The sequence below is a fragment of the Aeromonas sp. 603404 genome, from assembly GCF_049171775.1.
Taxonomy (GTDB): domain Bacteria; phylum Pseudomonadota; class Gammaproteobacteria; order Enterobacterales; family Aeromonadaceae; genus Aeromonas; species Aeromonas veronii_A.
Genome location: NZ_JAAKPE010000001.1, coordinates 713,464 through 739,846 on the forward strand (window position 1 = coordinate 713,464; position 26,383 = coordinate 739,846).

At 57.5% G+C, this 26,383-nt stretch carries 25 protein-coding genes; 12 read left to right on the plus strand and 13 right to left on the minus strand.

What is annotated here, in order from left to right; all coding sequences use genetic code 11:
• The first annotated feature begins 103 nt into the window (after positions 1-103).
• Complete coding sequence (rmf, locus tag G5306_RS03095) at positions 104-283, plus strand: ribosome modulation factor (protein WP_005315693.1); 180 nt, start codon at positions 104-106, stop codon at positions 281-283.
• Between the two features lie 87 nt (positions 284-370).
• Here rmf and fabA read toward each other — a convergent pair whose 3' ends face one another.
• Together fabA and G5306_RS03105 are read right to left on the minus strand one after the other, a co-directional pair.
• Entirely contained in the window at positions 371-931 is a 561-nt protein-coding gene (gene fabA / locus G5306_RS03100; protein ID WP_033113552.1) for a 3-hydroxyacyl-[acyl-carrier-protein] dehydratase FabA, read from the minus strand.
• A 76-nt stretch (positions 932-1,007) separates the two neighbouring features.
• Positions 1,008-2,984, minus strand: a complete 1,977-nt coding sequence (locus G5306_RS03105; protein ID WP_421209043.1) for a Lon protease family protein — start codon at positions 2,982-2,984, stop codon at positions 1,008-1,010.
• A gap of 140 nt (positions 2,985-3,124) precedes the next feature.
• On the opposite strand from G5306_RS03105, the gene G5306_RS03110 reads away from it, so the two are divergent.
• Entirely contained in the window at positions 3,125-3,556 is a 432-nt protein-coding gene (locus G5306_RS03110; protein ID WP_216953578.1) for a hypothetical protein, read from the plus strand.
• Between the two features lie 24 nt (positions 3,557-3,580).
• On the opposite strand, the gene G5306_RS03115 is transcribed toward G5306_RS03110, so the two are convergent.
• The 4 genes from G5306_RS03115 to G5306_RS03130 form a co-directional block, all read right to left on the minus strand.
• Entirely contained in the window at positions 3,581-3,730 is a 150-nt protein-coding gene (locus G5306_RS03115) for a hypothetical protein (protein ID WP_216953579.1), read from the minus strand.
• 725 nt (positions 3,731-4,455) lie between these two features.
• Entirely contained in the window at positions 4,456-4,791 is a 336-nt protein-coding gene (locus tag G5306_RS03120) for a hypothetical protein (protein WP_216953580.1), read from the minus strand.
• Between the two features lie 200 nt (positions 4,792-4,991).
• A complete protein-coding gene (locus G5306_RS03125) occupies positions 4,992-6,272 on the minus strand; it encodes a tyrosine-type recombinase/integrase (protein WP_421312425.1) in 1,281 nt (426 codons plus the stop codon).
• A gap of 370 nt (positions 6,273-6,642) precedes the next feature.
• Positions 6,643-6,945: a YebG family protein gene (locus tag G5306_RS03130; RefSeq protein ID WP_216962699.1), complete on the minus strand. Its 303-nt coding sequence runs from the start codon at positions 6,943-6,945 to the stop codon at positions 6,643-6,645.
• Positions 6,946-7,115: 170 nt separating this feature from the next.
• Between G5306_RS03130 and G5306_RS03135 the strand changes: the two genes are divergently transcribed.
• Positions 7,116-7,991 carry an esterase/lipase family protein gene (locus tag G5306_RS03135; RefSeq protein WP_421312365.1) on the plus strand — a complete coding sequence of 292 codons (876 nt, stop codon included), beginning with the start codon at positions 7,116-7,118 and terminating at the stop codon, positions 7,989-7,991.
• A 90-nt stretch (positions 7,992-8,081) separates the two neighbouring features.
• Here G5306_RS03135 and G5306_RS03140 read toward each other — a convergent pair whose 3' ends face one another.
• Positions 8,082-10,055 (minus strand): SDR family oxidoreductase, encoded by a 1,974-nt coding sequence (locus G5306_RS03140; protein WP_421312367.1) that lies wholly within the window; start codon positions 10,053-10,055, stop codon positions 8,082-8,084.
• A 248-nt stretch (positions 10,056-10,303) separates the two neighbouring features.
• On the opposite strand from G5306_RS03140, the gene G5306_RS03145 reads away from it, so the two are divergent.
• From G5306_RS03145 to G5306_RS03160, 4 genes are all read left to right on the plus strand, one after another.
• Positions 10,304-10,876 (plus strand): phasin family protein, encoded by a 573-nt coding sequence (locus G5306_RS03145; protein WP_005333118.1) that lies wholly within the window; start codon positions 10,304-10,306, stop codon positions 10,874-10,876.
• Between the two features lie 94 nt (positions 10,877-10,970).
• Positions 10,971-12,158, plus strand: a complete 1,188-nt coding sequence (locus tag G5306_RS03150) for a patatin-like phospholipase family protein (RefSeq protein WP_421251660.1) — start codon at positions 10,971-10,973, stop codon at positions 12,156-12,158.
• Position 12,159: 1 nt separating this feature from the next.
• Complete coding sequence (locus G5306_RS03155) at positions 12,160-12,801, plus strand: TetR/AcrR family transcriptional regulator (RefSeq protein ID WP_005345492.1); 642 nt, start codon at positions 12,160-12,162, stop codon at positions 12,799-12,801.
• A 25-nt stretch (positions 12,802-12,826) separates the two neighbouring features.
• Positions 12,827-13,615, plus strand: coding sequence for a hypothetical protein (locus G5306_RS03160; RefSeq protein ID WP_421312369.1), 789 nt, complete (start codon positions 12,827-12,829; stop codon positions 13,613-13,615).
• Between the two features lie 115 nt (positions 13,616-13,730).
• Here G5306_RS03160 and G5306_RS03165 read toward each other — a convergent pair whose 3' ends face one another.
• Together G5306_RS03165 and G5306_RS03170 are read right to left on the minus strand one after the other, a co-directional pair.
• A complete protein-coding gene (locus G5306_RS03165) occupies positions 13,731-15,161 on the minus strand; it encodes a wax ester/triacylglycerol synthase family O-acyltransferase (RefSeq protein WP_005360484.1) in 1,431 nt (476 codons plus the stop codon).
• Positions 15,162-15,416: 255 nt separating this feature from the next.
• Positions 15,417-15,749, minus strand: a complete 333-nt coding sequence (locus G5306_RS03170) for a polyhydroxyalkanoic acid system family protein (protein ID WP_042055042.1) — start codon at positions 15,747-15,749, stop codon at positions 15,417-15,419.
• 259 nt (positions 15,750-16,008) lie between these two features.
• On the opposite strand from G5306_RS03170, the gene G5306_RS03175 reads away from it, so the two are divergent.
• Positions 16,009-16,737, plus strand: coding sequence for an FFLEELY motif protein (locus G5306_RS03175; RefSeq protein WP_158112619.1), 729 nt, complete (start codon positions 16,009-16,011; stop codon positions 16,735-16,737).
• A 99-nt stretch (positions 16,738-16,836) separates the two neighbouring features.
• On the opposite strand, the gene G5306_RS03180 is transcribed toward G5306_RS03175, so the two are convergent.
• From G5306_RS03180 to prpB, 3 genes are read right to left on the minus strand one after another with little or no spacing between them, the layout of a single operon-like run.
• Complete coding sequence (locus tag G5306_RS03180) at positions 16,837-18,282, minus strand: bifunctional 2-methylcitrate dehydratase/aconitate hydratase (protein ID WP_421221746.1); 1,446 nt, start codon at positions 18,280-18,282, stop codon at positions 16,837-16,839.
• A 10-nt stretch (positions 18,283-18,292) separates the two neighbouring features.
• Positions 18,293-19,420, minus strand: a complete 1,128-nt coding sequence (prpC, locus tag G5306_RS03185; protein ID WP_201914712.1) for a bifunctional 2-methylcitrate synthase/citrate synthase — start codon at positions 19,418-19,420, stop codon at positions 18,293-18,295.
• Between the two features lie 10 nt (positions 19,421-19,430).
• Complete coding sequence (gene prpB, locus G5306_RS03190; RefSeq protein ID WP_019446406.1) at positions 19,431-20,318, minus strand: methylisocitrate lyase; 888 nt, start codon at positions 20,316-20,318, stop codon at positions 19,431-19,433.
• Positions 20,319-20,465: 147 nt separating this feature from the next.
• Between prpB and G5306_RS03195 the strand changes: the two genes are divergently transcribed.
• From G5306_RS03195 to rsmF, 4 genes are all read left to right on the plus strand, one after another.
• Complete coding sequence (locus G5306_RS03195; RefSeq protein ID WP_069526833.1) at positions 20,466-21,092, plus strand: paraquat-inducible protein A; 627 nt, start codon at positions 20,466-20,468, stop codon at positions 21,090-21,092.
• Entirely contained in the window at positions 21,076-21,678 is a 603-nt protein-coding gene (locus G5306_RS03200; protein WP_421312372.1) for a paraquat-inducible protein A, read from the plus strand. The genes G5306_RS03195 and G5306_RS03200 overlap by 17 nt, the downstream gene beginning before the upstream one ends.
• A 55-nt stretch (positions 21,679-21,733) precedes the next feature.
• Positions 21,734-24,286 carry an MlaD family protein gene (locus tag G5306_RS03205; RefSeq protein WP_421221743.1) on the plus strand — a complete coding sequence of 851 codons (2,553 nt, stop codon included), beginning with the start codon at positions 21,734-21,736 and terminating at the stop codon, positions 24,284-24,286.
• Positions 24,287-24,432: 146 nt separating this feature from the next.
• Positions 24,433-25,863, plus strand: coding sequence for a 16S rRNA (cytosine(1407)-C(5))-methyltransferase RsmF (gene rsmF, locus G5306_RS03210; protein WP_268011495.1), 1,431 nt, complete (start codon positions 24,433-24,435; stop codon positions 25,861-25,863).
• Between the two features lie 226 nt (positions 25,864-26,089).
• Here rsmF and G5306_RS03215 read toward each other — a convergent pair whose 3' ends face one another.
• Positions 26,090-26,362 carry a RepB family protein gene (locus G5306_RS03215; protein ID WP_323935252.1) on the minus strand — a complete coding sequence of 91 codons (273 nt, stop codon included), beginning with the start codon at positions 26,360-26,362 and terminating at the stop codon, positions 26,090-26,092.
• Between the last annotated feature and the right edge of the window lie 21 nt (positions 26,363-26,383).

Here is a 26,383-nt window from a genome sequence, read left to right on the forward strand (position 1 = left end):
TAGGGTGGAAGTTTTTGTTTGACCGAGTGCGCTCGCAGGAGTAAAGATGAAAGCGACCGATGAGAATTTGGTCGCTTTTTTTGTTCCACGAAGAGGGTCGTAGATGATGAAGAGACAGAAGCGGGACCGTCTGGAAAGAGCTCGTGCTCGTGGTTATCAGGCTGGCGTGGTCGGCAAACAGAAAGAAGCGTGTCCGTATCAATGCCTGGATGCCCGTGGGCATTGGCTTGGTGGTTGGCGTGACGCCATGGAAGGGCGGGGCTCAGGCCTCTTCATGAAGTAGCAGGTACTTCATCACTCATTACAAAAGGAAAGGGGCCGTTGTGGCCCCTTTGCGTTGTGGCTTTCGCCACATTCAGGTTCGCATCAATCAGAATGCGGTAGTGTCCTGGAACAGGCCCACTTTCAGGTCGGTTGCGCTATAGATGGGGCGGCCGTCAACTTCAACGACACCATCGGCAATGCCCATCACCAGTTTGCGATTGATGACTCGCTTGAAGGTGATCTTGTAGGTCACTTTCTTGGCGGTCGGCAGGATCTGGCCGGTAAATTTCACTTCACCGACACCCAGCGCACGGCCTTTGCCCGGGCCGCCTTTCCAGCCGAGGAAGAAGCCAACCAGCTGCCACATGGCATCCAGACCGAGACAGCCCGGCATCACGGGATCACCCGGGAAGTGGCAATCGAAGAACCAGAGATCGGGGGTAATGTCGAGCTCTGCCAGGATCTCGCCCTTACCGTGCTCGCCACCGTTGTCATTGATCTTGACGATGCGATCCATCATCAACATGTTAGGGGCGGGCAGCTGACTGTTACCCTCACCAAAGAGTTCGCCACGGCTGCAAGCCAGCAGCTCTTCACGGGTAAAAGAGTTCTTGCCCTGTTCACACAGAGAAAGGCGGGCTTCCAGGGTCGAATTGTCTACGGTCACGCTGAGTTTCCTTCAAATGAGTAAAGCTGCGCCAATTTAGCGTACAGATGTGCGCTAAACAACTCCGATCACTTCATTAGCGGCCAAACAGCCGATCAAGAAGGGCGCGCAGCAGCCCGACTTTCGCCGTGCTGCCGTTCAGCTCATCCAGTCGCTCCTGAATGCGGCCGAACAGGGTATCGGGCATGTCAGGCTCACCCGCCACACAGCCAGTCAAGAGCTCGATAGCCTCTTCCACATGATCTACAGGGTGGATATGGAACTGTCCCGCTTCAACTGCGGCGATCACCTCATCAGAGAGGTTGAGTTGCTGGGCGTTGGTGCCGGGCAGCAGGATGCCTTGTTTGCCAGTCAGACCGTGGATCTTGCACACCCGGAAGAAGCCTTCGATCTTCTCGTTGACGCCGCCAACGGCCTGCACATTGCCAAACTGGTCGACCGCACCCGTTACCGCGAAGTGCTGGTAAATAGGCTGGCGGGCGAGGGCAGAGAGCAGGGCACACAGGCCGGTCAGGGAGGCACTGTCACCATCGATTTCGTGGTAAGACTGCTCGAATACCAGATTGGCCGACAGAGGGGAGGGGTTCTCGGCACCGAACTTGTTGGAGAGGTAGCCGTGAATGATCATCATCGCCTTGGCATGAATATGGCCAGCCAGTTCAGCCTTGCGCTCGATATCCGCCACGTCGCCATCACCCAAGTGAACAGTGGCGGTCAGGCGTACCGGTTCGCCAAAGTCATATGGGTGACCGGAGACCTGAATGACGGAGAGACCATTAATTTGGCCAATCTCTTCACCATCAGTCTGCAGCAGGATCTGGCCGTCGATAACCCCCTGATCGGACTGCTCAACCAGATAGTTGAGGCGATAATCCTGCTCCTCCAGCGCACCACGAATGTGCTCGTCGGTGACCTCTTCCGCTTCCAGCTCCCGTGCCAGACTGTCAGCCATCCTCATGATGGCGGAGAGTTGTACCGCGGAGAGAGAGAGCCACTCCTGGTGATCACAGAGTCTGCTGGCATGGCGACAGAGTGCGACAAGGGCTGCCGGTGTGAAATCCAGCAAGTTCCAGCGTTCACGTAACCAGGCCAGATACTGCAGAAACTCCTGCAGGTCTTCCTCTATGTTTACTTCGGATACTAGGTCGGCGCGCAGGAATATACGCTCTGACATGTCACGATCCAGCATCTGGAACTCAGCCACGTCCAGTCGGTCACCCACCAAGATCAGCTTGAGCTTGATGGGGGTCGCTTCAGGTGCAAAGAAGGGGGTTAGTGTCTTGCCTTCCTGATAGGCGTTCCAGTCCAGCTCGCCTTTTTGCATAGCATTTTTGAGCTTAAACCAAAGATGAGGCTGGTCGAGCAGCTCATCCAGTTGAAGAATAAGGTAGCCACCATTGGCCTGACGTAGCAAACCTGGTTCCAGCAAGTGCTGATTCGCGTAGACAGAACCCTGTTCTGTCTGATAGTTGATGGAACCAAACAGGGTATCCCAGTTGAGATCACGACCGTAAATTACCGGTGCTTCCTGTTCTTCGTGATGAATAAGCAGGTTGATCAGCACCGGATGCTGAAACTCCAGTCCCAATGCCACATGGGCCGCCAGATCCGAGAGAAAGTCATCGATCTTTGGATCGTTGTTTTGCTTGCGCATGATGCGGGTTACGATTCGCTCGGCATCGAGATGGTGGCTAAGCAACTTGAGTAGCTCGCCAACCATTTCGCAAAACTCAACGCCAGTACCGGGTTGCAGTCGCAGCCAGATAGGTTTGAACGGGTTGTTGAGATTCTCGGTATAGCAGAGGTCGAACAGATCGCCATCCTTACCATTGGAGTCGGCAATCAGAGTGCGGCACACATCTTCATAATCGGCACCGGGGAAACCGTTGAGCAGCATAACCGGGCAATCACCATCAAAACTGGCCAGACGTTTGATACCGGAGATTGCTCTGGGTTGCAGAGCGGCAAAGGGGATGGGCTCAAGCTCACAAAGCCTGGGGAACTGTTCAATCGCAAAAGCGGGTTTTAATTGTTCTGATGTTAATTCAGCCACTTAAGACATCCGGTCGAAGATAGGATCAATTGTTGCCATTATACACAGTTCAATAAGCGGTGACAGGAAACAAGATACTATATTTAACATAATATGCATTATGCGCAGTGATGGGGTTCTACGTTTTGGAGTTATTTCCGATGAAACACAGCCGTCGCCCACAGGATCGACTCTTGCTGGATGCATTAACCGCCGGTGTCGATCTGTTGACACCACTGCGGCGCCATCGGTTTCGGCAGCTAGATATCAGTGTGCCCGATGACCACCAGTTGCTGTGGTTCGACGTGTTCCCGTTGGCCGGTGCGTTGGTGTTGATTCATAAGGACACCCCGTTGTGGATCTGCCGCTGGCAGTTGGTCAACCGTGTGGCGGTTATCCACGACTGGCGGGCCTTTTGGTACACCCATCAACAGGATTTTGCCCATCTGCCGCTGGAGGCGATTTGTTGGCTATCCAGTCGTTACCAGGTTAAATGGGATTCGCCCAGTGGCAGGTACTTTTGGCAGCGCTGCCTGCGGGAGGCCCGCGCCCGTGGCCTGTCGGTGAACGCTAGTGCTATAGGCCAGCCCTAAACATTGCTCACCGGGTTGAATGGCTCAGGCATGATCGATTGGCGCGACCTCGCGGCGTGCAGCATGGAGCTCGTCGGACATTTCCCCTGGGCTGATGCGCCGCACCACATCCACAGGCCAGGCGCTGCCGGTTTGCAGGACGCTGATGATCTCGGTCATTTCTGGGTGAGACATGTTGAAGGTCAAAAATAACAGAGTCTTTACAAATTATGCCGATAACCCCATTTATCGGCATCTCTGTGAGAGATAACATTGAGTGAATTTAACCACTACGGCGACACAACTCCGGTCAATGCGATCCATGATGAAGAACCATCTTGATACCTTGCAGCCAAATGCAGAAGAACCTCACCTAAAGCAGGCAATGCATCGTGCTTGGTGCCATAGCGTTGGCAATAGAATTGGCTAGTTCACCAACTGCTCATTTAGCTGTACCCGAACATGTCTTGGGACCATGTCCCCTCCCCTTAGTCGATATTCTGAAACCACAAATGTCCCATCTTGAGACAAGAGTCCACTATTAGAGGCTGTCTTGACCTAGTTAAAGTAGTCGCCTTAATGGGTGGACAGATCCCCTGCCCTTACTCAAAATGCTAAAAATGCAAATTTCCCGTATTGAATAGTTCACACTTACAACAGTGCCGGATCATCAATGCCCTTGATGCAATAAGCGCTCCCTTCCCTCTTGGTTTCCGTGACTTTTATAATGGTGAATTTAACGTAACCATTCATATATTTACGTTAGGTGGCGTCTGGCTCCTGAGAGTTTTCGGTAGCCCACGACGATGACCATTCGTATAAGTCATCAAATCACCTTTTTAGACCTCAATGCACTCCACAGAGAGAATGAAAAAGACCCGCCTTTTGCGAGACGGGTCTTGTTCTTTCATTCCGGCTGATCAGGCTATTAGCCAATGTTTGCGTTTGGGTATGGGCGTTCGCGGATGGGATATGTGGACATTGCTGCACATATCCATGATTAACCTCTTCAGTTCATTCATATCGACAGAGTGAAGTGTTAACGACCAGAATGCTCTCGCCTGGCTGTAGTGCATGCCGTTGGTATAGAGCAGGGTGTCATTTTCAAAACGAAGTTGGCTACAGGGTGCCTCCATCTGCAATCCTGTTTCGGGAAACCAGATATTCAACGTGCCTGAGGGGATAAGGGTAAATTGCGCCATCAGATCGCCTTGTCCGACAATCTTGTAGGTCTTCTTGATAATGTCTATCGGCATAGGGGGTTGTCTCGATGTTTGAGCAAGCGATTTGGTTATTTTTCTCTCTGATACGGAATAAATATTGATCCCGCGGATGGCTACCTGCTCGTTCTTAACAGCCCTGCTGTTCCCTGAACCGGTTGCTATCCAGAGAAGTACAAAATAACGGCACCAGCTTGAATGAGACCTTAATGAATCACTTTTTTAGGTCACGATGCTCACCCGTCCTTTGAACGATTATCTCTCGTTTGTTGGCTCAATCTGTCTAGCGGTTTTTGTTGCGCGCTCTCATGTCGTTCACTGTTGCTGGTGTGCAGGTATTTCGAAGTGGTGTCGATGCTGTCATGTCCTGCATCGGCCTGTACGTGGGAGAGCGGCCGCCCGTGCAGATTGATGTCATGGGTGATCCCGGTATGGCGGATCGCATGGGGAGATAGTTGCCGCATTTCGGCTGCATCCTGGGCAAATCCATCCTGCTCTGCCAATTCTGCCCCTTTACCGATGATCACCATGATCAAATCCCGTAACTGGCGAATGCCGAGGTTGGCGTTGATCTCCCCCTGCTCGCGGCCGTGGGCTGCCGCTTTATGACGAACGAACAGTGGCGTCTGTTCATCCGGTGTCGGCAAGGGAGAGAGACCGAGGAAACGGCGGTAGCGCTCGAGTGCCGCCAGCAGCGCTTGGGATACCGCTACGGTACGCCGTTTGCCCCCTTTGCTTTGCGGAATAAAGTAGCCCCAGACGCCGGTTTTGCGATCCCGCCTGAACTGCCCCATCACAGGGGTAAAGCCCGGCCGGGCCGCCACCTCAGAGATCCGCAGATAGCAGGCATACATCAGAATGATGAGAAAACGGCTGCGCTCGTGCTGCTCCGGATGGTCGTTGGCAAGGGTATCGGCGGCCTGCATCACGTATGACCACTGCAACTCGCTGAAGACCTGCACCTGATCATTGGCCTCCAACTGTTGCGGCCGTTTGACCCGCTGCAGTAGCAGAGCGGGATTCCTGTCCATGTACTCCTCCTGGATCAGGAACTGGAAGAAGGCCGACAAGATGGCGAGCTTGGTCTTCATCGCCTGCTCGCTCAGGCGATAGGGCAAGGTGCGGCCCAGCTCCCGCTTGCCGAGAAACGGTCGCCATTGCGGGTTGGGCAACCGCTCTCCCCACTCCTTGTCGAGGACAAACTGCGCCACGTTGCGATAGGCGATCAACTCGTCAGGGGGCGACTGACAGTAGTCGAGATAGCGGATCATGATGCGGCGAGTGAGATCTTTCGGGCTGATGGCCGCCTCGTGAAAGCACCAGTGAAAAAAAGTGGTCAGTTCGCTGCGATAGGTTTTGTAGTTGTTTTCGCTGTTGCGCTGTTCCAGCAGCCAATCGACCGCCAGTTCGTAAACCAGACCGGCATCGGGTACATCGTTGAGGCTGAGGTTGGCAAGGTACTGATTGACCTGTGGGTTACCGGCTTCCAGATAGATAAGGCTGTCAAACAGCGGCATGGCTGGCGGCAAGGATAATGGTTGTTGAGTCATGGTGTTGCTTGTTGATGCTGAGATGAATCGATATGAGCCGAGTTGATAGAAAAGGGCTCGTGATGCGTGAATGCGGCTTCTATTGGGATTGGTACTGCCTCTTGTTGTTACTGATTAAGGTAACCGTGAGCGATCTGGATAACGTTCTCTCCACTGTCTGCTCATTATTCCCTCATAGATCTGGCTGGTGTCGCTCAGTGGTGCACGCTATTCAGTTATGCATGGGATATGCAGCATGGTTAAAAAATTCTCGGGGTAAATAGCTGTGAAAATGGTTTTAAATGCAAATAAAGTGAATGCGTTGAGCTGTTTATCCCGAGAAATAAGGTCTGTGCAATCAGGCCACCTGCTTGAGTGGCTTCTCCTTGCGCTTGGCTGCTGGGGCATCTTCCTCTTTCGTGCCTGCCTGAACCTTGCCGCCGCGCAGCAGGGTTTGCAGCACATCGCGCTGTTCTGCCAAGTAGAATGCCAGACTCTCTTGCTGCTCTGGTGCCAGCTCGATCGGGGCGCCAGCCAACAGGGTCATCAACTCATCGGCCGTATCCAGCAGCTTGTCATAGGCATCGGCCTCTTTTTTGCTGGCAAAGGTCATTTTTTCCACTCCCCCGCGAACAACCACATATTTGATCTCGACAGCCATGATGGCCTCCTCTTGGTGATGATGGATAAAGTATATGTATGGATATACAGCATTGCAAATAACCTCACCGGAAAAGAGTTCGCCGGTGTTTAGCGACAAAAGCCGCGCTGGATCAAGCTGTCTCAAAGTGCCATTTGACTTCCACGCCTGACTGGTCGGATCATGGCCTTATGACGATCGTACGACACCTGTTTATCCTGCTGATGGTAGAGGTGCTGCTCCTCGGGAGTATCGCCCACTTGGTCGTGGGACTCTCTTGGTTGCTGACCCTGCTGTTTGTAGTGTTTGCCCTGCTTGGGTTGCGTTGTCTGGTGGTGCTCGGCAGCTGGCTGTTTACCCGCTTCTACCCCTCCCCGGCTATCGGCCCTTGGCGCAGGGTGAAGATGATGGCGCAGGAGATGCTGGCCTACCTCTATACCTTCACCTTGTTGCTACCGTTCGAGCCTTTGCTGATGGCACCCGATCGGCTGCGTCCATGCCAGCGTCCCATATTGCTGGTGCATGGTTACGGTTGCAGTCGCGGGATCTGGCGCACCCAGCGCGCCCGACTGGAGACCGCAGGCCATGTGGTCGCCACCATTACCTTGATGCCACCATTTGGTCATATCGATGAGATGGTGCCGCTGCTGGCTACCCGGATTGACGATGTGCTGGCGCAGACCGGGGCTGACAAGCTGGTGCTGGTCGGTCACAGTATGGGCGGGTTGGTCTGCCGCGACTATCTGGCTATCCATGGTGGTGACAAGGTCGCACGCCTGATCACGCTGGCTACGCCTCATCAGGGGAGTCAGCTTGCCGCCCTTGGGCTTGGGGCCAATGCCCGCGAGATGGAGCCCGGTTCCGGCTGGTTGCAGCGTTTCGCTTCGGTGCCGCTTTGCGTGCCCGGCATCTCAGTGCGCACCAGTCACGACAATGTGGTGATGCCGCAGGAGCGGCAACGATTGGTGGGAATGGAAGATATCGAGTTGCCCGCCATTGGCCATCTCTCTCTGCTCTACTCCCGTCGCACGACAGATCTGCTGCTTGATCTGCTGTCCCGAGTCTGATCCTCCTTATTCGTCCATCAACTGTTATTCCAAATAAAACAGGGGCCTGATTGCTCAGGCCCCTGTTGATCTCTTTATCCCATCATCCGGTTAGAAGTGTATCCCCTTGATCAGGGTCGAGACGGCAACCTGATCGGCGGTGGCTTTGGATTTGTCGCCATCCTTGGGATCGGCAAAGGTGCGGAAGCTGGTGTTCATGATCACCTGCGCGACGCGCGGCGCCAGGGCATGCACCACCTGGCCAAATACCCCGAGACGAGTAGCCAGACGAACGTGCTTGTTGATGATGGTATCGCACACCAGATCGGCCGCCTCTTCCGGCGTCATCATCGGCACCTGCTCATAGACCTTGGTCGGCGCGACCATCGGCGTTTTCACCAGCGGCATATTGATGATGGAGAAGCTGACCCCTTTATCGGCAAACTCGGAGGCGGCGGTACGCACCCAGGCATCGAGGGCCGACTTGGAGGCAACATAGGCGGAGAAGCGCGGCGCATTGGTCAACACCCCGATGGAGGAGATGTTGATGATGTGCCCTTTTTTCTTCTCAATCATGGTGGGTAGCACCCCCATGATCACCTTGAGCGCACCGAAGTAGTTGAGCTGCATGGTGCGCTCCAGATCGTGGAAGCGATCGAAGGAGTCCTCGATGGAGCGGCGGATGGAGCGTCCGGCATTGTTGACCAGAATATCGACGCCGCCGTGATCGGCCACGATGCGAGCGGTGATCTCCTCGGCTTGCGCCAGATTGGAGAGATCCCCCTGATAGATCTCGATGGTCAGCCCCAGCTCGGCAAACTCGGCTTTAGTCTCGGCAATCTTCTGCTCGTCACGGGCGATGGTAACGACGTTGGCCCCCGCCCCCGCCAGCTTGCGCGCGGTTGCACGGCCAATGCCTGAGGTGGCCCCGGTCACCAGCACCACCTTGCCCTCTACCCGACCACGCAGGGTGCGGTCGATGAAGAGCTCCGGGTCGAGGTGACGCTCCCAGTAATCCCACAGCCGCCAGGCGTAGCTGTGCAGTGGTGGCACTTCGATGCCTGTCCCTTTCAGTACTCGCTGGGTTTCGCGACTGTCGAAACGGGTGGGATAACTGATAAGGCGGAACACATCCTTGGGCAGACCCAGATCGGCGATGGCGGCATCGCGGATGCGGCGCACCGGCGCCATGGTCATCAGCATGGCGGTCAGGTGGCGGGGAATGAAATTAAAGAGAGAGGCATTGATGCGGATCGCAGGCTCTGGCGCATGGGCGGCGCGGGAGAAGGTGCTCAGCATGTCGCCAACCCGCATCGGGTTGGGGTCGGTCAGATGGAAGGTTTTGTTCTCCTCTCCCTCCTGATGGGCGATATGCACCATGGCATCGACCACAAAGTTGACAGGCACTATGTTGATGCGCCCGCCCTCAACCCCGATGGCGGGCATCCAGGGCGGCAGCAGGCGACGCAGCTTCTGGATGGTCTTGAAGAAGTAGTAAGGGCCGTCAATCTTGTCCATCTCGCCGGTATTGGAGTCACCTACAACGATCCCCGGTCGATAGACTCGCCACGGAATGGTGCACTCGTTTCGCACAATCCCTTCCGCTTCGTGCTTGGTCTGGAAGTAAGGCATGTCGAGGTGTTCGGCCTCATCGAACATGTCCTCGCGAAACAGACCGTCAAACAGGCCCGCTGCAGCGATGGAGCTGCAGTGGTGGAACTGCCCCGCCCCCAGCCGCTCGGCAAGTTGAACAGCCTGACGGGTCCCTTCGGTGTTGACCTGCTGCTGGATCCCCGCCTTGGCGTTGAGATCATAGATGGCAGCCAGATGGAAGAAGTGGTCGATCTTGCCGATCAACTGCTCCTGCATCTCGACCGATACCCCCAGCAGCGGTTGTGTCATGTCGCCAAAAACCGGGACTGCGCGCGATTCATCCACATTCCAGAATGAGAACAGCTCTGGCAATTTCTCCTGATGAGAGGCGCGCATCAGAAAATAGACGGTACAGTCGGGATGCTGTTGGAATAACTTTTTGATCAATCGACGCCCGATAAAACCACTACCGCCAGTAATGAAATAGTTCATAAAGAGAATCCTGCTACTGATTAGGGTGTTACTAGGTTGTTAGATATATCACGATTCATATGGGAATCTGCAATTTGATTGTCGGTTCGTGAGCAAACCCTAATTTCGGTGGTGTGCCTGTTCCGTTATTAGGTAGAACCCTCTATTTTTTGTCCCTAGACTGAAGTCGAAAAATCAGTAATGCCACAACCCGATTGCAGTTTCGTTGTCGCCATTACATTTAACTGTCGTTATTCAAGGAGAAGATCATGGCTAAGAAATTGAAAGCGCTGGCAGGGTCAGTGACCGACAACCAACTCACCTCCACCATCAAGGAGTCCACCCAGCAGATCTGGTTGGCGGGTCTGGGTGCCTATGCCAAGGCGCAGGAAGAGGGTGGCAAGATCTTTGAAGCCCTGGTGCAGGAAGGGGAAGCATTGCAGGCCAAAACCCGTCAGAGCGCAGATGAGAAGATTGCCGCTGTGACCGACAAGACCGCCAATACCTGGGGTCGTCTGGAGCAGGTGTTTGAAGATCGCGTGGCCCGCGCTGTGGCCAGCCTCGGCATTCCGACCCGCAAGGATATCGACAAGCTCTCCAAGCGCATGGCCGAGCTGACCGATGTAGTCCAGCAACTGCTGGATGCGCAGGAAGAGGAAGCCCCTGCCGCTGAAGCCAAACCGGCTGCCGCCAAAAAGCCCGCTGCCCGCAAGCCTCCGGTAAAGAAGGCGCCGGTAGCCAAGGCTAAAGAGGCCGTGGTTGAGCAGGCCGCCGATCTCCTCTCCGCCGCTGAAGATGCGGTGAAAGAGGTGAAAGCCAAAGCAGAGAGCGTCCTGCCCTGATCCCTCGCGGTGACGGAAGGTGATTGATACCGGCCCATGCCCTGCGCTGGGCCGGTCTTGTCATGGTGAATGTCATGGATAGAGAGGCGACGCTATGAGTACCATCGCAATTGCCCTTGCTGGCGGCGGGCCGCTCGGCGGCATCTACGAGATCGGTGCCTGCGCAGCCCTCTCTGACAGCATCAACGGCCTGCGCCTTGACCATGCCGATATCTATGTCGGCGTCAGTTCGGGGGCTGTGGTGGCATCGGCGCTGGCCAACGGCATCTCGCCGGCTAAGCTGGTGCGGATCCTGCTCAGCGATGATTCGGGGGAGATGTTTGACCCGGCCACCTTGCTGCGCCCCGCCTTTCGTGAATATGCCGACCGCCTGACCTCGATCCCGCCACTGGCGTGGCAGAGCCTGACCTACTATCTGGCGGCGCCCTGGAAGCGCAGCCTGTTTGAATCGCTGCAGGGGCTCTCCAAGGCCATTCCGACCGGACTGTTCGACAACCGCGGGGTGGATCGCACCCTGACCCAGTTTTTCTCTCGTCCCGGCCGCAGCAACGATTTCCGCCAGTTGCGCAGTCGACTGTTTGTGGTAGCCACCGAACTCGACACCGGTCATCCGGTCGCCTTCGGAAGCTCGGGGCTCGATGATGTGCCCATCTCGGCGGCGGTACAGGCGTCAGCCGCCCTGCCCGGTCTCTTTCCCCCTTCATTGATTAACGGGCGTTACTATGTGGACGGGGCGCTGATCAAGACTCTGCACGCTTCGGTAGCGCTGGAAGAGGGGGCGGATCTGGTGTTCTGCATCAATCCGCTGGTGCCCTATGATGCGGACATGGCCGCCGGCGCGCCGACCAATCTGGTGGACAGCGGTCTGCCGGTGGTACTGGCCCAGACTTTTCGCGCCATCATCCACTCCCGCATGCATGTGGGGATGGATCGCTACAAGCACCAATATCCCGATGCTGACGCATTGCTGTTTGAGCCCTCTTCTGCCGATGGCGAGATGTTCTTCACCAATGTGTTCAGTTACCGGGATCGTCGTCGCCTCTGCGAGCACGCTTACCAGCATACCCGTCGCGATCTCTGGCAGCGTCGTGACGAGCTGGCACCGGTGCTGGCCAAGCATGGCCTCGAGCTCAATCTGGCCGCGCTGGCCGATGAAGATCGCACCTTGCTGGCCCCCGGCATTGGCTCGGTCGCCGCCCTCGACAAGTCGCTGGAGCAGTTGCAGCACTGGCTTGCCAAACGCTATCGCCACGGCGTGCGCCGTTCATCACCAAAGGAGTAGCATGGATCGCAAACCCAAACGTCGTACCCGGGAGCGGATCCTGACCACTGCCCTCGCCTGCTTCAATCGACAAGGGGAACCCAGCGTCACCACCTCGGCCATTGCGGCCGAGATGGAGATCAGCCAGGGCAATCTCTACTACCACTTCCACAACAAGGAGGAGATCGTCAACGCCCTGTTCTGCGAATTTGAACAGCAGATGGATCGCCTGCTGGAGGCGGTCAGCACCCCGTCCGATGAGCCAGAAGATATCTGGCTCTTTCTCCACCTGATGTTTGAAGCCATCTGGCAGTACCGTTTCCTCTACTACGATATCGCGACCCTGATGAGTGGTTATCATCAGGTGGAACAGCGCTTTTCCGCCCTGCTGCGCCGCAAGGAGCAGACTGCCATCGCCATTTGCAACCATCTGCAAACGGTCGGGCTGATGGAGGGCACGGCGCAACAGATGCGCACGCTGGCAGCCAATGTGGCGCTGGTGGGCACATTCTGGATCTCTTATCAGCGGGCATTGCACCCCAAGGCGGACGCCGATATTGCCCTCGGCGTCTTTCAGGTGATGCAGCTGGTCGCACCCTATTTGCGGGCCGATGCCCGCGCTCATCTGGGCGCCCTCGCCCACCACTACACCGACAAGGTTTGATTCACATGCTACAGGGAGAACAAGCATGACCACTTCACAACTCGAATTTGTCCCCTTCCCCTACGCGGATGCGGCCTATGACTATGCCGGCCAGAAGCTGGCGGACAACTGGGATCGACTCCATCAGGGGGATGCCGAACCCTGGCCCGAGGATGAACAGGTACAGGATGCCTGGCGGGCCTATCATGCCGGGGATTTTGCCCGGGCCGTCGCCCTTGGCGAAGCGGCCGGTGAGGCTGGCCTCAATGTGGCAAACAAGGCACTGGTGATCCACGCCAGCTACCTGCTGGAGGACAAGTATGCCAAGCGCGCCGCCTTCGAGCGGGCGGCCAGCCATGCCGAGAAGCTGCAAAAGCGCCAACCCAAGAACGCCAACGCCTGGTATTTCCACGCGCTGGCCCTCGGTCGCTACAGTCAGGTCATTTCCATCTCCAAGGCCCTCTCGCAAGGAATTGGCGACAAGATCAAGGCAAGCCTTGAGAAGACTCTGGAGCTGGCGCCAGATCACGCCGAGGCCCATATTGCCTTTGGCGCCTGGCACGCGGAGATCGTCGACAAGCTGGGGGCCATGATCGGCGGCCTCACCTATGGCGCCAAGAAGGAGGAGTCCGAGCGTCACTTCAAGGAGGCGCTGGCGCTGATCCCCGAATCGGCTATCGCCCGCATGGAGTACGCCAACGCTCAGGTGATGCTGCACGGCAAGAGCCGCCTGAAAGCTGCAGAAGCCCTCTATGCCGAAGCGGCCGAGTGCGAACCGATGGATGCCATGGAGCGCCTCGATGTGGAAGCGGCGCGGGAAGAGTTGGAGGATTAACCGCCACTCTTGCCACGGATAGATAACAAAACAAGAGGCCAACCCGCGGGTTGGCCTCTTTTATGATGGGGGCTGATCGGTTGGCTACGCCGCCATCAGTCTTTCAAATGCTCGCTCAACCGAGCAGCGCATCCAGTCCGTTGGGGTCAAACAACAGCTCCGGCTCCATCAGCACCAGCAACAGCAGTTGCTCGAACTCCACTGCAAACCGTTCGACCACCCGATCCGGATCCGGAACCAGCTTCTTGTCGGTGATAAGGCCCAGCTGCACCTTGTGATCGTAAGAGAGGATGGAGACGCCGACGCCGATATCCCCCGATTGCGGCACCCAGAACAGTGGTTGGCGTAGTTTTGCACCGGCCAGATAGAGGGTCTGCTGCGGGCCGGGTACATTGGTGATCACTGCACTGGCCTTGGCTGTGAGCAGCTCGACTGCCTGCTGCTGCACCGCATTGGGTGCCATGCCAAGGGCATGTAACAGGTTGAGCACCACCACGGGTTGCAGCGAGGTGCGCAGCGCCTGCATCCGGTCACGTACGGTATAGAGCCGCTGCAACGGGTGTTCAACATCCAGTGGCAAGTCCAGGGCCACCAGCCCGAAGCGGTTGCCAAGTGCCCCCTCATCGTCCGGTGCACGCATATTGACCGGCACCAGGGCGCGGATCTTGACCTTGTTGGCATCATCCCCCTTCTCCTGCAGGTAGTGGCGAAACGCCCCTGCGGTGGCGGCGATCAGCAGATCGTTGACCGAGCAGCCCAGTACCTTGCCCACAGCCTTGATATCCGGCAGATCAATTTGTTCCGACCAGGCCACCCGCTTGGTGCTGGTGGTCTTGCCACGCAGGCGGCAGGGAGAATCATCACCGAGGGTGGCGATATTGCACAGCTCGCTCGCCACATCCCGCCCGGTCTTGAGGTAATCCACCGCCTTGGTGGGATGGGTGACCACTTCGACATATTTGGACCAGAGGCTACCGGTCAGCTTGAGGCCGGCCCGCACCAGACGGCTGCCCTGGTGGCAATCCTCATCATCCTCGTCATCGCTGTCATCCAGTGGCTCCGGTGACGGTGGTCGCGGCGCCCCTTCCGGGGTGTTATCCATCATGGTCAGCATGGCCCGCACCAGCGAGAAGCCGTCGCCCATGGCGTGGTGAATGCGCACCACCAGCGCTTGCCCACCCAGCGACGTGTCGGTCAGGTGCATATCCCACAGGGGGCGCTGGTGGTTGAGCGGCGTCGAGGCGAGATCGGCCACCAGCTTCTCCAGCTCCAGCTTGCCCGCTTCACCCGGCAGGATCACACGCTTGAGGTGCTGATCGAGATCGAAATCGGGATCATGGCGCCAGTAGTAGGAGCCCCCCTCCAGCACGGCCCGCTGATGAAAGCGGGGTTGCACCGAAATGGTATGGCGCAATCCGGCCCGCAGACGCGCTTCATCAAGCTCCCCTTCAAACATCAGGACACCGATGATCTGCATCAGGTTGTTGGGTCTGTCCATGCGTAACCAGGCGGTATCGACGCAGGAGATAAATTCACTCAGTGGCATGGTTGTTTCCCTACAAAATGAATTTACCGAGACGGCAAATTGCTCCTGTCCTCATATCCGGATGAAGACTTGATGCAATAAGAATGACTTTAATGAGTGCCGACTCGAAAATATGAAATAAAGATGAAAGATTACTGACAAATAGAATCAAGGCCTCGCCGGATAATAAATCTGACAAACCATATGGCTTGCCAACTTATTTCAAACAGCCATCGTTTACAGCTGGTTTATTTAAAACCAGTGCAACGAAGAGTTTCAAACACGTTTGGGGCAAGGTAAGCGATTGTCGACATAATCGAGGATCTCTTGCTCCAGTACGCTGCGTACCGGCAACAGCATCAAACCAAGATGCACTTCCAGTTCCAGGGTATCTTCGTCCAGGGTGAGAGTGCCATGTACCCCTGTGCCGCGAAAACGAAGCTCGGTCTCCTCTTCATCTGCCCATTCGCAATCGAGTTGATAGCTCTCGCTCATGTCCGCAGCGATGGCTTCGGCCGCGATCCGGGCGGCTGCCAATCCCAGCGGATGCTGACGGCTGATCTGGATGGTAGAGAGTGCGCTGCTGCCAGCGAGCGAGTTGAAGAACATGGTCGTTACTCTGGGTCATAAGTTAGTTATTGATATTAAACACATGTTCACAACAAATGAAAGGATGGTTCACATAAATGGGACTCACTTAACAGAGTCGAGAGGGATGCAGGCCATCAGCGGGACATGGCATTTATTCCCTCCCCCGTGCGCGCTACACTTGTCACGGAACGGTCAGCAAAAGCTGCTTGTTTTTCATTCACTTGTATCTTCGTATCACCGAATCCCCATCAATGGGCCCAAGGCCAGAGAGCTGTAGATGACGCATCAAGAACATGCCCACGACGACGATAGCACCCTGGGTCGGCTCTACCGCCAGCTCAAGCGGGTTGCAGCCTTGCGCGAGCAGATGCGTGCCCACCCGGAAGATCAGCAGGATCGGGATCGGCTACGCCAGTGGCAGGCCGACCGGTTGGGGCGAACCCATCGAGATCTGCTGGAGAGTGACCGCTACGGTCCGGCGGCCGAGTTTTTCCTGACAGATCTCTATGGCCCCGGGGATTGCGCCCGCCGCGATGCGGACGTGATGCGGGTGATGCCAACCGCCGAGCGGCTGTTGCCGGAGTCCGGCCTCAAGGTGCTGGCGCAGGCGATCGAGCTTGATGCCCTCTCCGAAGAGCTGGACTACCTGATGGTGGTGGCGCTGCGGCGCATTGATGGCATTGATCCCATCACGCCAGACCACTACACCATCGCCTATCGTGCCGTGGGTGAACAGGCGCGCCGGGAACATCAGATTGCGCTGGTGAGCGAGCTTGGGATGACGCTGGACAGGCTGGCGAGAAAACCGCTGCTGGGGGCAACCCTCAAACTGGTGTCAGGTCCCGCCCATCTGGCGGGGCTTGGCGAGCTTTTCTCCTTTGTCGAGCGGGGTTATCGGGTCTGCCATCAGATGGGGCGTGCCAACGAGTTTCTCGAGACCATCGCCAGTCGTGAGACGGCCATCATGACGGCGCTCTTTAACGGCGACAGCAGTGCGCTGGGGTAAGGCTTATCGAGGGATAAGCCGCCAGAATAACAAAGCGGGCCGATGAGCCCGCTTTTCGTTTATCACTGTTTGCCGATATGTAGCCCAATACAAGACCGGTCAGATCACCAGCAGATCCATAAAGGCGTGTACCGGGGTGGCGGCAAGGCGCGGCCCATCCTGACAGAGGGCCAGAATATCGTTGACCCGTTTGGCCGGGAAGCGAGTCGCCAGATTGTGCTGGAATTTTTCCACCAGCAGCGGGATCCCCTCCTCCCGACGGCGACGATGGCCGACCGGGTACTCCACCTCCACCTTGGCGGTATGAGTGCCGTCCTTGAAGAAGATCTGGATGGCGTTGGCAATGGAGCGCTTGTCCGCCTCCAGATATTCGCGGCTGTAGCGTTTGTCCTCCTGTACCACCATCTTGTCGCGTAGCGCGTCGATGCGAGGGTCGGCAGCCACGTCATCCTCGTAATCCTCGGCGATAAGGCGACCGAAGATGAGTGGCACCGCCACCATGTACTGCAGGCAGTGATCCCGATCGGCCGGGTTGTTGAGGGCGCCGACCTTGCTGATGATGCGAATGGCCGACTCATGGGTGGTGAGCTCGATACGGTCGATTTCGTCGAGCCGCCCCTTCACCTGCCCATGTAGCTTCATGGCGCACTCAACCGCGGTCTGGGCATGGAACTCGGCGGGATAGGAGATCTTGAACAGCACGTTCTCCATCACATAGCTGCCGTACCCCTGATGCAGGGCGAACTGGTTGCCCTTGAACAGCACATCGTAGAAGCCCCACTTGGGGGCGCTCAGTACGCCGGGATAGCCCATCTCGCCGCTCATGGTGATAAGGGCGAGGCGCACTGCGCGAGAGGTGGCATCCCCTGCCGCCCAGCTCTTGCGCGACCCTGCATTGGGGGCATGACGGTAGGTGCGCAGGCTCTGGCCATCGACCCAGGCCTGGGAGACCGCATCGATCACCTGATCACGGGTGCCACCCAGCATGTGAGTCACCACGGCGGTGCTGGCGACCTTGACCAGCACCACGTGATCGAGACCGACCCGGTTGAAGGAGTTCTCCAGCGCCAGCACCCCCTGAATTTCGTGGGCTTTGACCATGGCCATCAGCACATCGCTCATGGTGAGCGGTGCCTTGCCCTCTGCCACGCGAGTACGGGAGAGCCAGTCGGCGGTGGCCAGAATGCCGCCCAGATTGTCGGATGGGTGACCCCACTCGGCGGCCAGCCAGGTGTCGTTGTAGTCGAGCCAACGTATGATGGCGCCGATATCCCAGGCCGCCTTGACCGGATCGAGGCAGAGCTGGGTACCGGGCACCCGGGCGCCGTGGGGTACGAGGGTGCCGGGTACGATGGGGCCAAGGTGTTTGGTGCACTCGGGAAAGCGCAGGGCCAAGAGGCCACAGCCCAGCGTATCCATCAGGCAGTAGCGGGCGGTGTCGAGAGCCGCCTCGCTGGTAATGGGGTGGTTGCAGACATAATCGGCAATATCGACCAGCACCTGATCGGGGTCTGGTCTGTGGTTGACGTCGACGTTGGCGGACATCGTGACTTCCTTATCGTTGTTGTAGAGAGACAAAGTGACGGGGGGCCGGGCCGACATAATCGGCGCTCGGACGGATGATCCGGTTGTGCTCGCGCTGCTCCATCACGTGGGCGCACCAGCCGGTGACCCGCGAGCAGACGAAGATGGGGGTGAACAGCTTGGTCGGGATCCCCATGTAGTGATAGGCGCTGGCATGGAAGAAGTCGGCGTTGGGAAAGAGCTCTTTCTCCTCCCACATCACCTTCTCCGCCTCGCAGGAGACGCGGTAGAGGCGATCATCGCCCACAGCCTCGGCGAGCTTGGCCGACCACTCCTTGATGATGACGTTGCGCGGATCAGACGTGCGGTAGATTGCGTGGCCAAAGCCCATGATCTTCTCCTTGGCCGCCAGCTTTGCCAGCAGTTCGCGCCTTGCCTGCGTCTCGTCTTGCCAATGTTCGATCATCGCCATGGCCGCCTCGTTGGCGCCGCCGTGGAGCGGGCCGCGCAAGGTGCCGATGGCGGCAGTGATACAGGAGAACATATCGGAAAGGGTCGAGGCGCAGACTCGCGCAGCAAAGGTGGAGGCGTTGAACTCATGCTCGGCGTAGAGGATGAGGGAGACATGCATCACTCGGCGCTCCAGCTCGCTCGGCGCTTTCTGGTGCAGCAGTGCGAGGAAATGGCCACCGATACACTCTTCATCGGTATCGAGGGCGATGCGAATTCCCTCGTGACTGAACTTGTACCAGTAGATCAGAATGCCCGGGAAGGCGGCCAGCAGCCGATCCGCCACTTCATGTTCATGCTCGAAGCCATCTTCCGGCTCCAGATCGCCGAGCATGGAGCAGCCGGTGCGCAGCACATCCATGGGGTGGGCATCGGCGGGAATGCGCTCCAGTACCTCCAATAGCGGCTGGGGCAAGGTGCGCAGGCGACGCAGCTCGCGCTTGTAGGCGTCAAGCTGCTGCTCACCGGGCAACTCCCCCTTGAGCAGCAGATAGGCGACCTCCTCGAACTGGGCGCTATCGGCCAGCTCCTTGATGTCGTAACCGCGATAGGTAAGACCGGTGCCACTCTTGCCCACGGTGCAGATACTGGTCTCCCCTGCGCTTTGGCCGCGCAGACCGGCCCCGCCCAACGGTTTTTGCTGTCCCATAAGCTGCCTCCTATTCCTTGGCTGTAAACAGACGATCCAGTGTCTGCTCGTAGTGGTGATATCCGAGGAAGTCGTAGAGTGACTCCCGGGTCTGCATGGTCTCCACGACAGCGCGCTGATGGCCATCCTGGCGAATATGTTGATAGACGTTGAGGGCGGCCTGATTGGCGGCCCGGTTGGCACTCAAGGGGTAGAGCACCATGTCGACCCCGTGGGCGGCCAGTTGCTCTTTGTCAAACAGTTCGGTTTTGCCGAACTCGGTCATGTTGGCGAGGATCGGCACTTTGGCCGCCTGCTTGAACTGGTCGTACTGGGCCAGTTCGGTCACCGCCTCGGCGAAGATCATGTCGGCACCGGCGGCCACATAGGCGGCGGTGCGCTCAAGAGCAGACTCCATCCCCTCCACCGCCAGTGCATCGGTGCGGGCCATGATGACGAACTCGCTATTCTCGCGGGCATCCACCGCTGCCTTGATGCGATCGCACATCTCCTCAAGCGTGACCACCGCCTTGTTGGGGCGATGACCACAACGCTTCTGAGCCACCTGATCTTCCATATGGACGGCGGCAACCCCGGCCCGCTCGAACGCGCGAATGGTGCGGGCGATATTGAATGCCCCGCCCCAGCCGGTGTCGATATCGACCAGCAGCGGCACACGGGTCGCCGCTGTGATCCGTTCGGCATCGATCAGCACGTCGTTGAGGGAGGTCATACCGAGATCCGGCAAGCCATAGGAGGCATTGGCTACTCCGGCGCCGGAGAGATAAAGAGCTTGAAAGCCGCTGCGTTCGGCCATCAGCGCCATGTAGGCATTGATGGTGCCGACGATCTGCAGGGGATGTTCATTGGCAAGAGCGGTGCGAAAGCGCAGGCCTGCCGAGGGGGACAAACTGGACATCATGACTCCTTTCACCTGTCTAGTCTGGCTATCTAATATCACGTTTACGTTAACGTCAATTATACTTTCGTAACATTCCGGCTGCAGGCAAGACAGGAAACCGGTTTTAGGGTAAATTTCACCAATTCCTTCAACAGGTTGAATTGTATGATGGAGCCCGGTTCCGTAATTGTCTGTCCGGCGTGCGACTTGCTGATCCAGCGCAAAGCACTGCCGCTGCGTCGCCATGCCCACTGCCCGCGTTGTCACCAACATCTCTATGGCCGTTATGCCTTTCGTCCCTCCCAGTTGATGGCCCTGACCATCACCGGATTTCTGCTGCTACCCTCCGCCTTTTTTGAACCGCTGATCTATCTGCGGCTGGCTGGGGTCAACACCGACGCCGACCTGCTGCGCGGTATCCTGGTGCTGTTTGGCGAAAGTGAGTTTTGGGTGGCCTCTTTGGTGCTTTGGTGCGCCGTACTGGCACCGGTAGGATTATTGGCGGGGATCTTTGTGCTGGCTTCGGGTCTGGCCAAACGTTGGCACATTCTTCCCGTCACCTTGAAGCTGGTCGAGGTGTTTCGCCACTGGGCCATGCTGGAGGTCTATATCGTCAGCCTGCTGGTTGCCCTGTTCAAACTGATCGACATCGCCGATGTGCGCCTCGGTGGCGGGTTGCTCAGCCTCGGTATTTTGATGCTGCTCAACATGACCCTGCTGATCCTGTTTGACCCCGCCCCCTACTGGGCGCGGATCCCGTTAAAGGAGCCGGAACATGACCAGCGCCCGTGAGATGGGACTCTGCCGCTGCCATACCTGTGGTTTGTTGGTGCGCTATCAAGCCGGGGCAGTCTGCCCCCGTTGCAGCAGCAAATTGCAGGTGCGAATTCCCCGCTCCCTCGCCTGGTCGTGGGGCTTGCTGGCGCTCGCCACCTTCATGTTGCTGCCTGCCAATCTGTTGCCCATTACCCATTTCTACAACAAGGGGTTACTGCAGTCAGATACCATCTTCAGCGGTATCATGATGCTCTATCGCAGCAAGATGAGCGTGATTGCCACCATAGTCCTCACCGCCAGCATACTGGTACCCGTGGGCAAGATATTGGGGTTGGGCTGGATCTGCTGGCAGTTGCAGCGGGCCAAGCCGGTGCGGCGCAAGCGCCAGCTAGTGATGTATCGGGTGATCGATTTTATCGGTCGCTGGTCAATGCTGGACTTGTTCGTGATTTCGCTGATGGTGGCACTGGTCGATCGGGGTGTGCTGCTGAGTGTCCGCGCAGGCCCGGGGGCCACCGCCTTTGCCGGTGTGGTGGTGCTGACCATGATGTCGGCCCGCATGCTCGATACCCGTTTACTGTGGGACAAGGCGGCCCGTTGATGATTTCTCTGTTTTTGTCTGATGTGCTGTTTAATCCAGCCAATAAGGAGTCACTATGATCGGGGCTGAACCCGTCATCGAAAAGCGTCGCTGGTTATCGCCGGTCTGGCTGTTACCCCTGATAGCCCTGCTGCTGGCAGGTGGCTTTCTCTATCAGCAGGTATTGAGCCGTGGCCAGCTTATCCAGATCAACTTCGCCCAGGGCAACGGCATCTTGCCGGGCAAAACCCAGATTCGTTATCAGGGGGTGGCCATCGGCGTGGTGCAAGAGCTGGAGCTGGCTGAAGATGGCCGCAAGATTGCGGTGATGGCCAAGATTGACAGCCGTGCCAGACCGCTGATCCGCAAGGGATCCGACTTCTGGCTGGTGAGCCCCAAGGCGTCGCTCACCGAGATCTCCGGCCTTGATACCCTGGTCTCCGGCAACTACATAAACCTGCAACCGGGGCGTGAAAGCAATCCGCTGGAGGAGACCTTCGATGCACTGGAGGGCCCTCCTCCCGGCTATCAGGCTCAGGGTCGCATGCTGCACCTGACCGCCGATTCGCTGGGGTCGGTGGGGATTGGCGCCAAGCTCTATTTCCGCGGTATCGAGGTTGGCAGCGTCATCAATACGCGCCTGGGTCAGGACAACCAGAACGTCATTCTGGATCTGGTGATCGAGCCGCGTTTCGAACATCTGGTCAAAGCCGATACCCGCTTCTGGAACATCAGTGGCATCAAGGGCTCCTTCAGTCTGGCTGGCGTCAGCGTGGAGGCCGGCAGCCTCACCTCCATTCTGAGCGGCGGCATTGCCTTTGACTCGCCCAAAGATTCACCGGAGCCGGAGAAGGGACAGACTTTCGTCCTCTATAAAGGGCTGGCGGAAGCAGCGCGCGGTGCGCGTATCGACATTGCGGCTGGTGATCTCCCGGTCAAGGAGGGGATGCCCATCCTCTATGAGGGGATCGAGATCGGTCGTATCGACCCCATTCGCCTCACCGACAAAGGCCGTGTGGTCACAGCGCTGATCAACCCGGAGCAGGCTTATCGCATTACCGACAAGAGTCAACTGGTGTGGGAGAGCGTCTCCCTCTCCGCGACCGGCGTGCAGCATGCAGATCGCCTGCTCTCCGGCCCGGCCATTCGCCTCGACTATGTAGCGGGCAAACCGGTACAGAAGATGACCCTGACCGATCGCGCGCCCCAGAGCGGCACCAAGGTGACGCTGCAGGCTGACGATCTGGCGGGGCTCAATCAGGATGCACCTGTCTGGTACAAGGGATTGCAGGTGGGCCGTATCAGCCAGCTCACCCTGGATGCGCGCGGCAATGCCAGCGTCGAGCTGGTGATGGCGCCGAACTATGGTCATCTGCTCAACCGTGCCCGCTTCTATCGCGCCACCCCGTTGCAGATCGATGCCGATCTGAGCGGCATCAAAGTAGAAACCAGTCCGGCCAGTGCCTGGTTGGGGGGCGGGATCAAGCTGGTACAAGCCAGCAGTGGCGAGCGGATTAACCGTCTCTACCCCAGTCAGGAGCTGGCACTGCTCGGTACCCGTGATGCCAAGCCCCAGCGCTGGTTGCTCAAGGCAGATCAGGCCGATGGCATTGGCATTGGCTCGCCTGTGCTCTATCTGGGGCTGGAAGCGGGCATGGTCAAACAGCTGCGCGCCGCCAAAGAGGGGGTCGAGATCGAACTCGAGATTGATGGAGTCTATGCTCCCCTCCTCGCCCAACAACCCCAATTCTGGAAAAAACCGGCCATCGACACCAAGGTGCGGGTCGATGGGGTGCAAGTCAAGGTGGGTAACCTCGCTACCCTGCTGCGCGGTGCCATCGAGTTCGATCGGTTGGCCAATGGCCGTAGCAGTCATCAACTGTTCGACTCCAGGGAGCAAGCCAAGGCCAAGGTGCGCCAGCTGTCACTGGTAGCAGAGAGTAATCCGGGGCTCGGGATTGGCAGCCCGATCCGCTATCGTGGGGTCGATATCGGCAAAATTGAAGAGATCGAGCTGGAGCCGTCTCTGGGTCAGGTGATCTTCAAGGCGGAACTCGATGGCCACTATGCCGAGCGTTTCCTGCAGTCCGGCGCCCGCTTTACTCTGGTGCAAGCCAAGCTGGGATTAGGCGGGGTTGCGCACCTCGATACCCTGATCAAGGGGGCGTTTGTAGAAGCACAACCCGGTAAAGGCGCAGGCAAAGATCGCTTCCCCTTGAGTCAGGTCGGCCCGGTGGGTCTGGCCCTGACCCTCAAGAGCCCCTCCGTCAATGGCCTGAGCATTGGCAGTCCGCTACTGTTTCGCAAGATGGTGGTGGGCAGTGTCACCAAGGTGGCGCTGGCTCGGGATGGTAGCGAGGTGGTGATCGACGTTAACGTGGATCAGGAGTATGCCCATTTGGTGCGGGCCAACTCCCGTTTCTGGAATGTCTCCGGGGTCAAGGCGGATATCGGCCTGACCGGGGGTACCATAGAGGTCGAGACAGTACAGAGCCTGCTGGCCGGCGGCATTGCTTTCAATACGCCGGAGAAAGAGATGGGGCCAACCGTCAAGGCAGGACACAGCTATCCGCTCTACGGCAAGGCCGAGAAAGAGTGGCTGGAGTGGAGCCCTCGTATCCAGCCCTGATCTCTTCCCTTTACGTACCTCATCCAAGCCCGGCACAGTGCCGGGCTTTTTTATATTCCGGTGCCTGTTGATAGGGTTCAGATTCAGAATATTCTTAGCCTTGTGGTAGGATATCGCCCCTCTTTTTCGGTCAACGAGACGGCACAGTGCACGACAACACCTTCCTTCCCGATTACTTTTTACGCCACATTGCGGCCATCATGCCGGCCCATCTCTCGATGGATGAGTTTGTGGCCAGTTGTCGACGTCCGCTGCGCCGCAGCATTCGGGTCAATACCTTGAAGATCGCCGTCTCGGATTTCGTCGCCCTGATGGAGCCACTGGGTTGGCAGCTTGACCCTGTCCCCTGGTGTGATACCGGCTTCTGGCTGACCCGCAGCGATGAAACCGTCCCCCTTGGCAATACCGCCGAGCACTTGAGCGGGCTCTTCTACATTCAGGAAGCGAGCTCCATGCTGCCGGTGACGGCACTCTTTGCCAGCGACAAGATCAAAGCGGATGGCATGTTGCTGGATGCTGCAGCGGCCCCCGGCTCCAAGACCACCCAGATAGCCGCCCTGATGAACAACCAGGGAATGCTGGTTGCCAACGAGTTTTCCAGCAGCCGGTTGAAAGTGCTTAGCGCCAATATCCAGCGCTGTGGCGTGACCAATGTGGGGATGACCCATTTTGATGCCAAGGTATTTGGCCAGTGGTTGCCGGAGACCTTCGATGCCATCCTGCTCGATGCCCCCTGCTCCGGTGAAGGTACGGTGCGTAAGGATGAAGATGCGCTGCGCAACTGGAGCATCGAGAGCATCGACGAGATTGCGACGGTGCAACAAGGGTTGCTGGAGAGCGCCTTCCATGCCTTGAAACCGGGGGGGGTGCTGGTCTACTCCACTTGCACCTTGAGTGAGCAGGAGAACCAAGCGGTTTGCCAATCCTTGCTGGACAAGTTTGGCGATGCCTTGAGTTTTGACTCGCTGGCAGACCTGTTCCCTCATGCAGAGCAGGCCTGCACATCCGAGGGATACCTGCACGTTTGGCCCCAGATCTTCGACAGTGAAGGCTTTTTCGTCGCCAGATTGCGCAAGCATCACTCGGTTCCCAACACCATGTTCAAGCCGGGCAAGCTGGGTAAATTCCCCTTTGCGCCGCTTCCTACCAAAGAGGCGGAACCCATGTTGCGCGAGATTGAAGCCAACTTCGGGGTGGCACCACAGGGTCTGCTGTTTGGCCGCAATGACGAGATCTGGCTCTTCCCCCAGCGGTTTGATCAGGTGCAGGGCAAGTTGCGCTTCGATCGCATCGGCATCAAGTTGGCCGAGACCTTCAAGAAAGGTTATCGCCTCACTCATGAGTGGGCATTGGCCTATGGCGATAAAGCGAGCAAGGGCGTGGTCGAGCTGGATAGCGCCAATGCGCGGGAATTCATGATGGGGCGGGATGTCTGGCCAGAACAGGATGCGGGCACTGGCGAGGTGATCGTCCGCTATCAGGGGCATACCCTGGGCATGGGGAAATGGGTGGGGAGTCGGGTCAAGAATGCCCTCCCCCGCGAGCTGGTGCGTGACAACAATCTGTTCAATGCGTAGTGGGTTGTTCGGTGCATCAGCACTTGAACGAGTCTGAAATACCCACACTCTGGTTGAACTTTTCTTCGGATCTTGAAAAGCCTTGAGCCTTGTCTAAGCTTAAGGCAATCCGAACACCAGTTAGCGCACGGCTCTGCAAGGAGCCAATTCCCCTATGCCAGGTACAAGGAATTCGTACCTGGCTTTTTTTATCTCTTCACGTATCGCTGTTACTTCACTCTTGGCTCTATTCGACGGTCTCTTCGACCTGTGTGGCGACTCTGTTTTCAAACGGAGGTTCTCTACCCAGCTCATGTTGGTAGAGCAGATCGATCGCCTGCTCGATGAGTGATGCCTGACTGTCTTCGAGATGAAGACCCAGTGCGGCCAATCGTTCGGCGTGGCGATTGCTGATCCAGCATTGCAGCCGGGTATGGGTCTCCTGCTTGCGTTTTACATGTTGGCGCTGCCGCTCGGCATTGTTTTGGGGCCCCGCCTCTTGCACTTCACGCACTGTCATTTCTTGGCTCATATGTCCTTG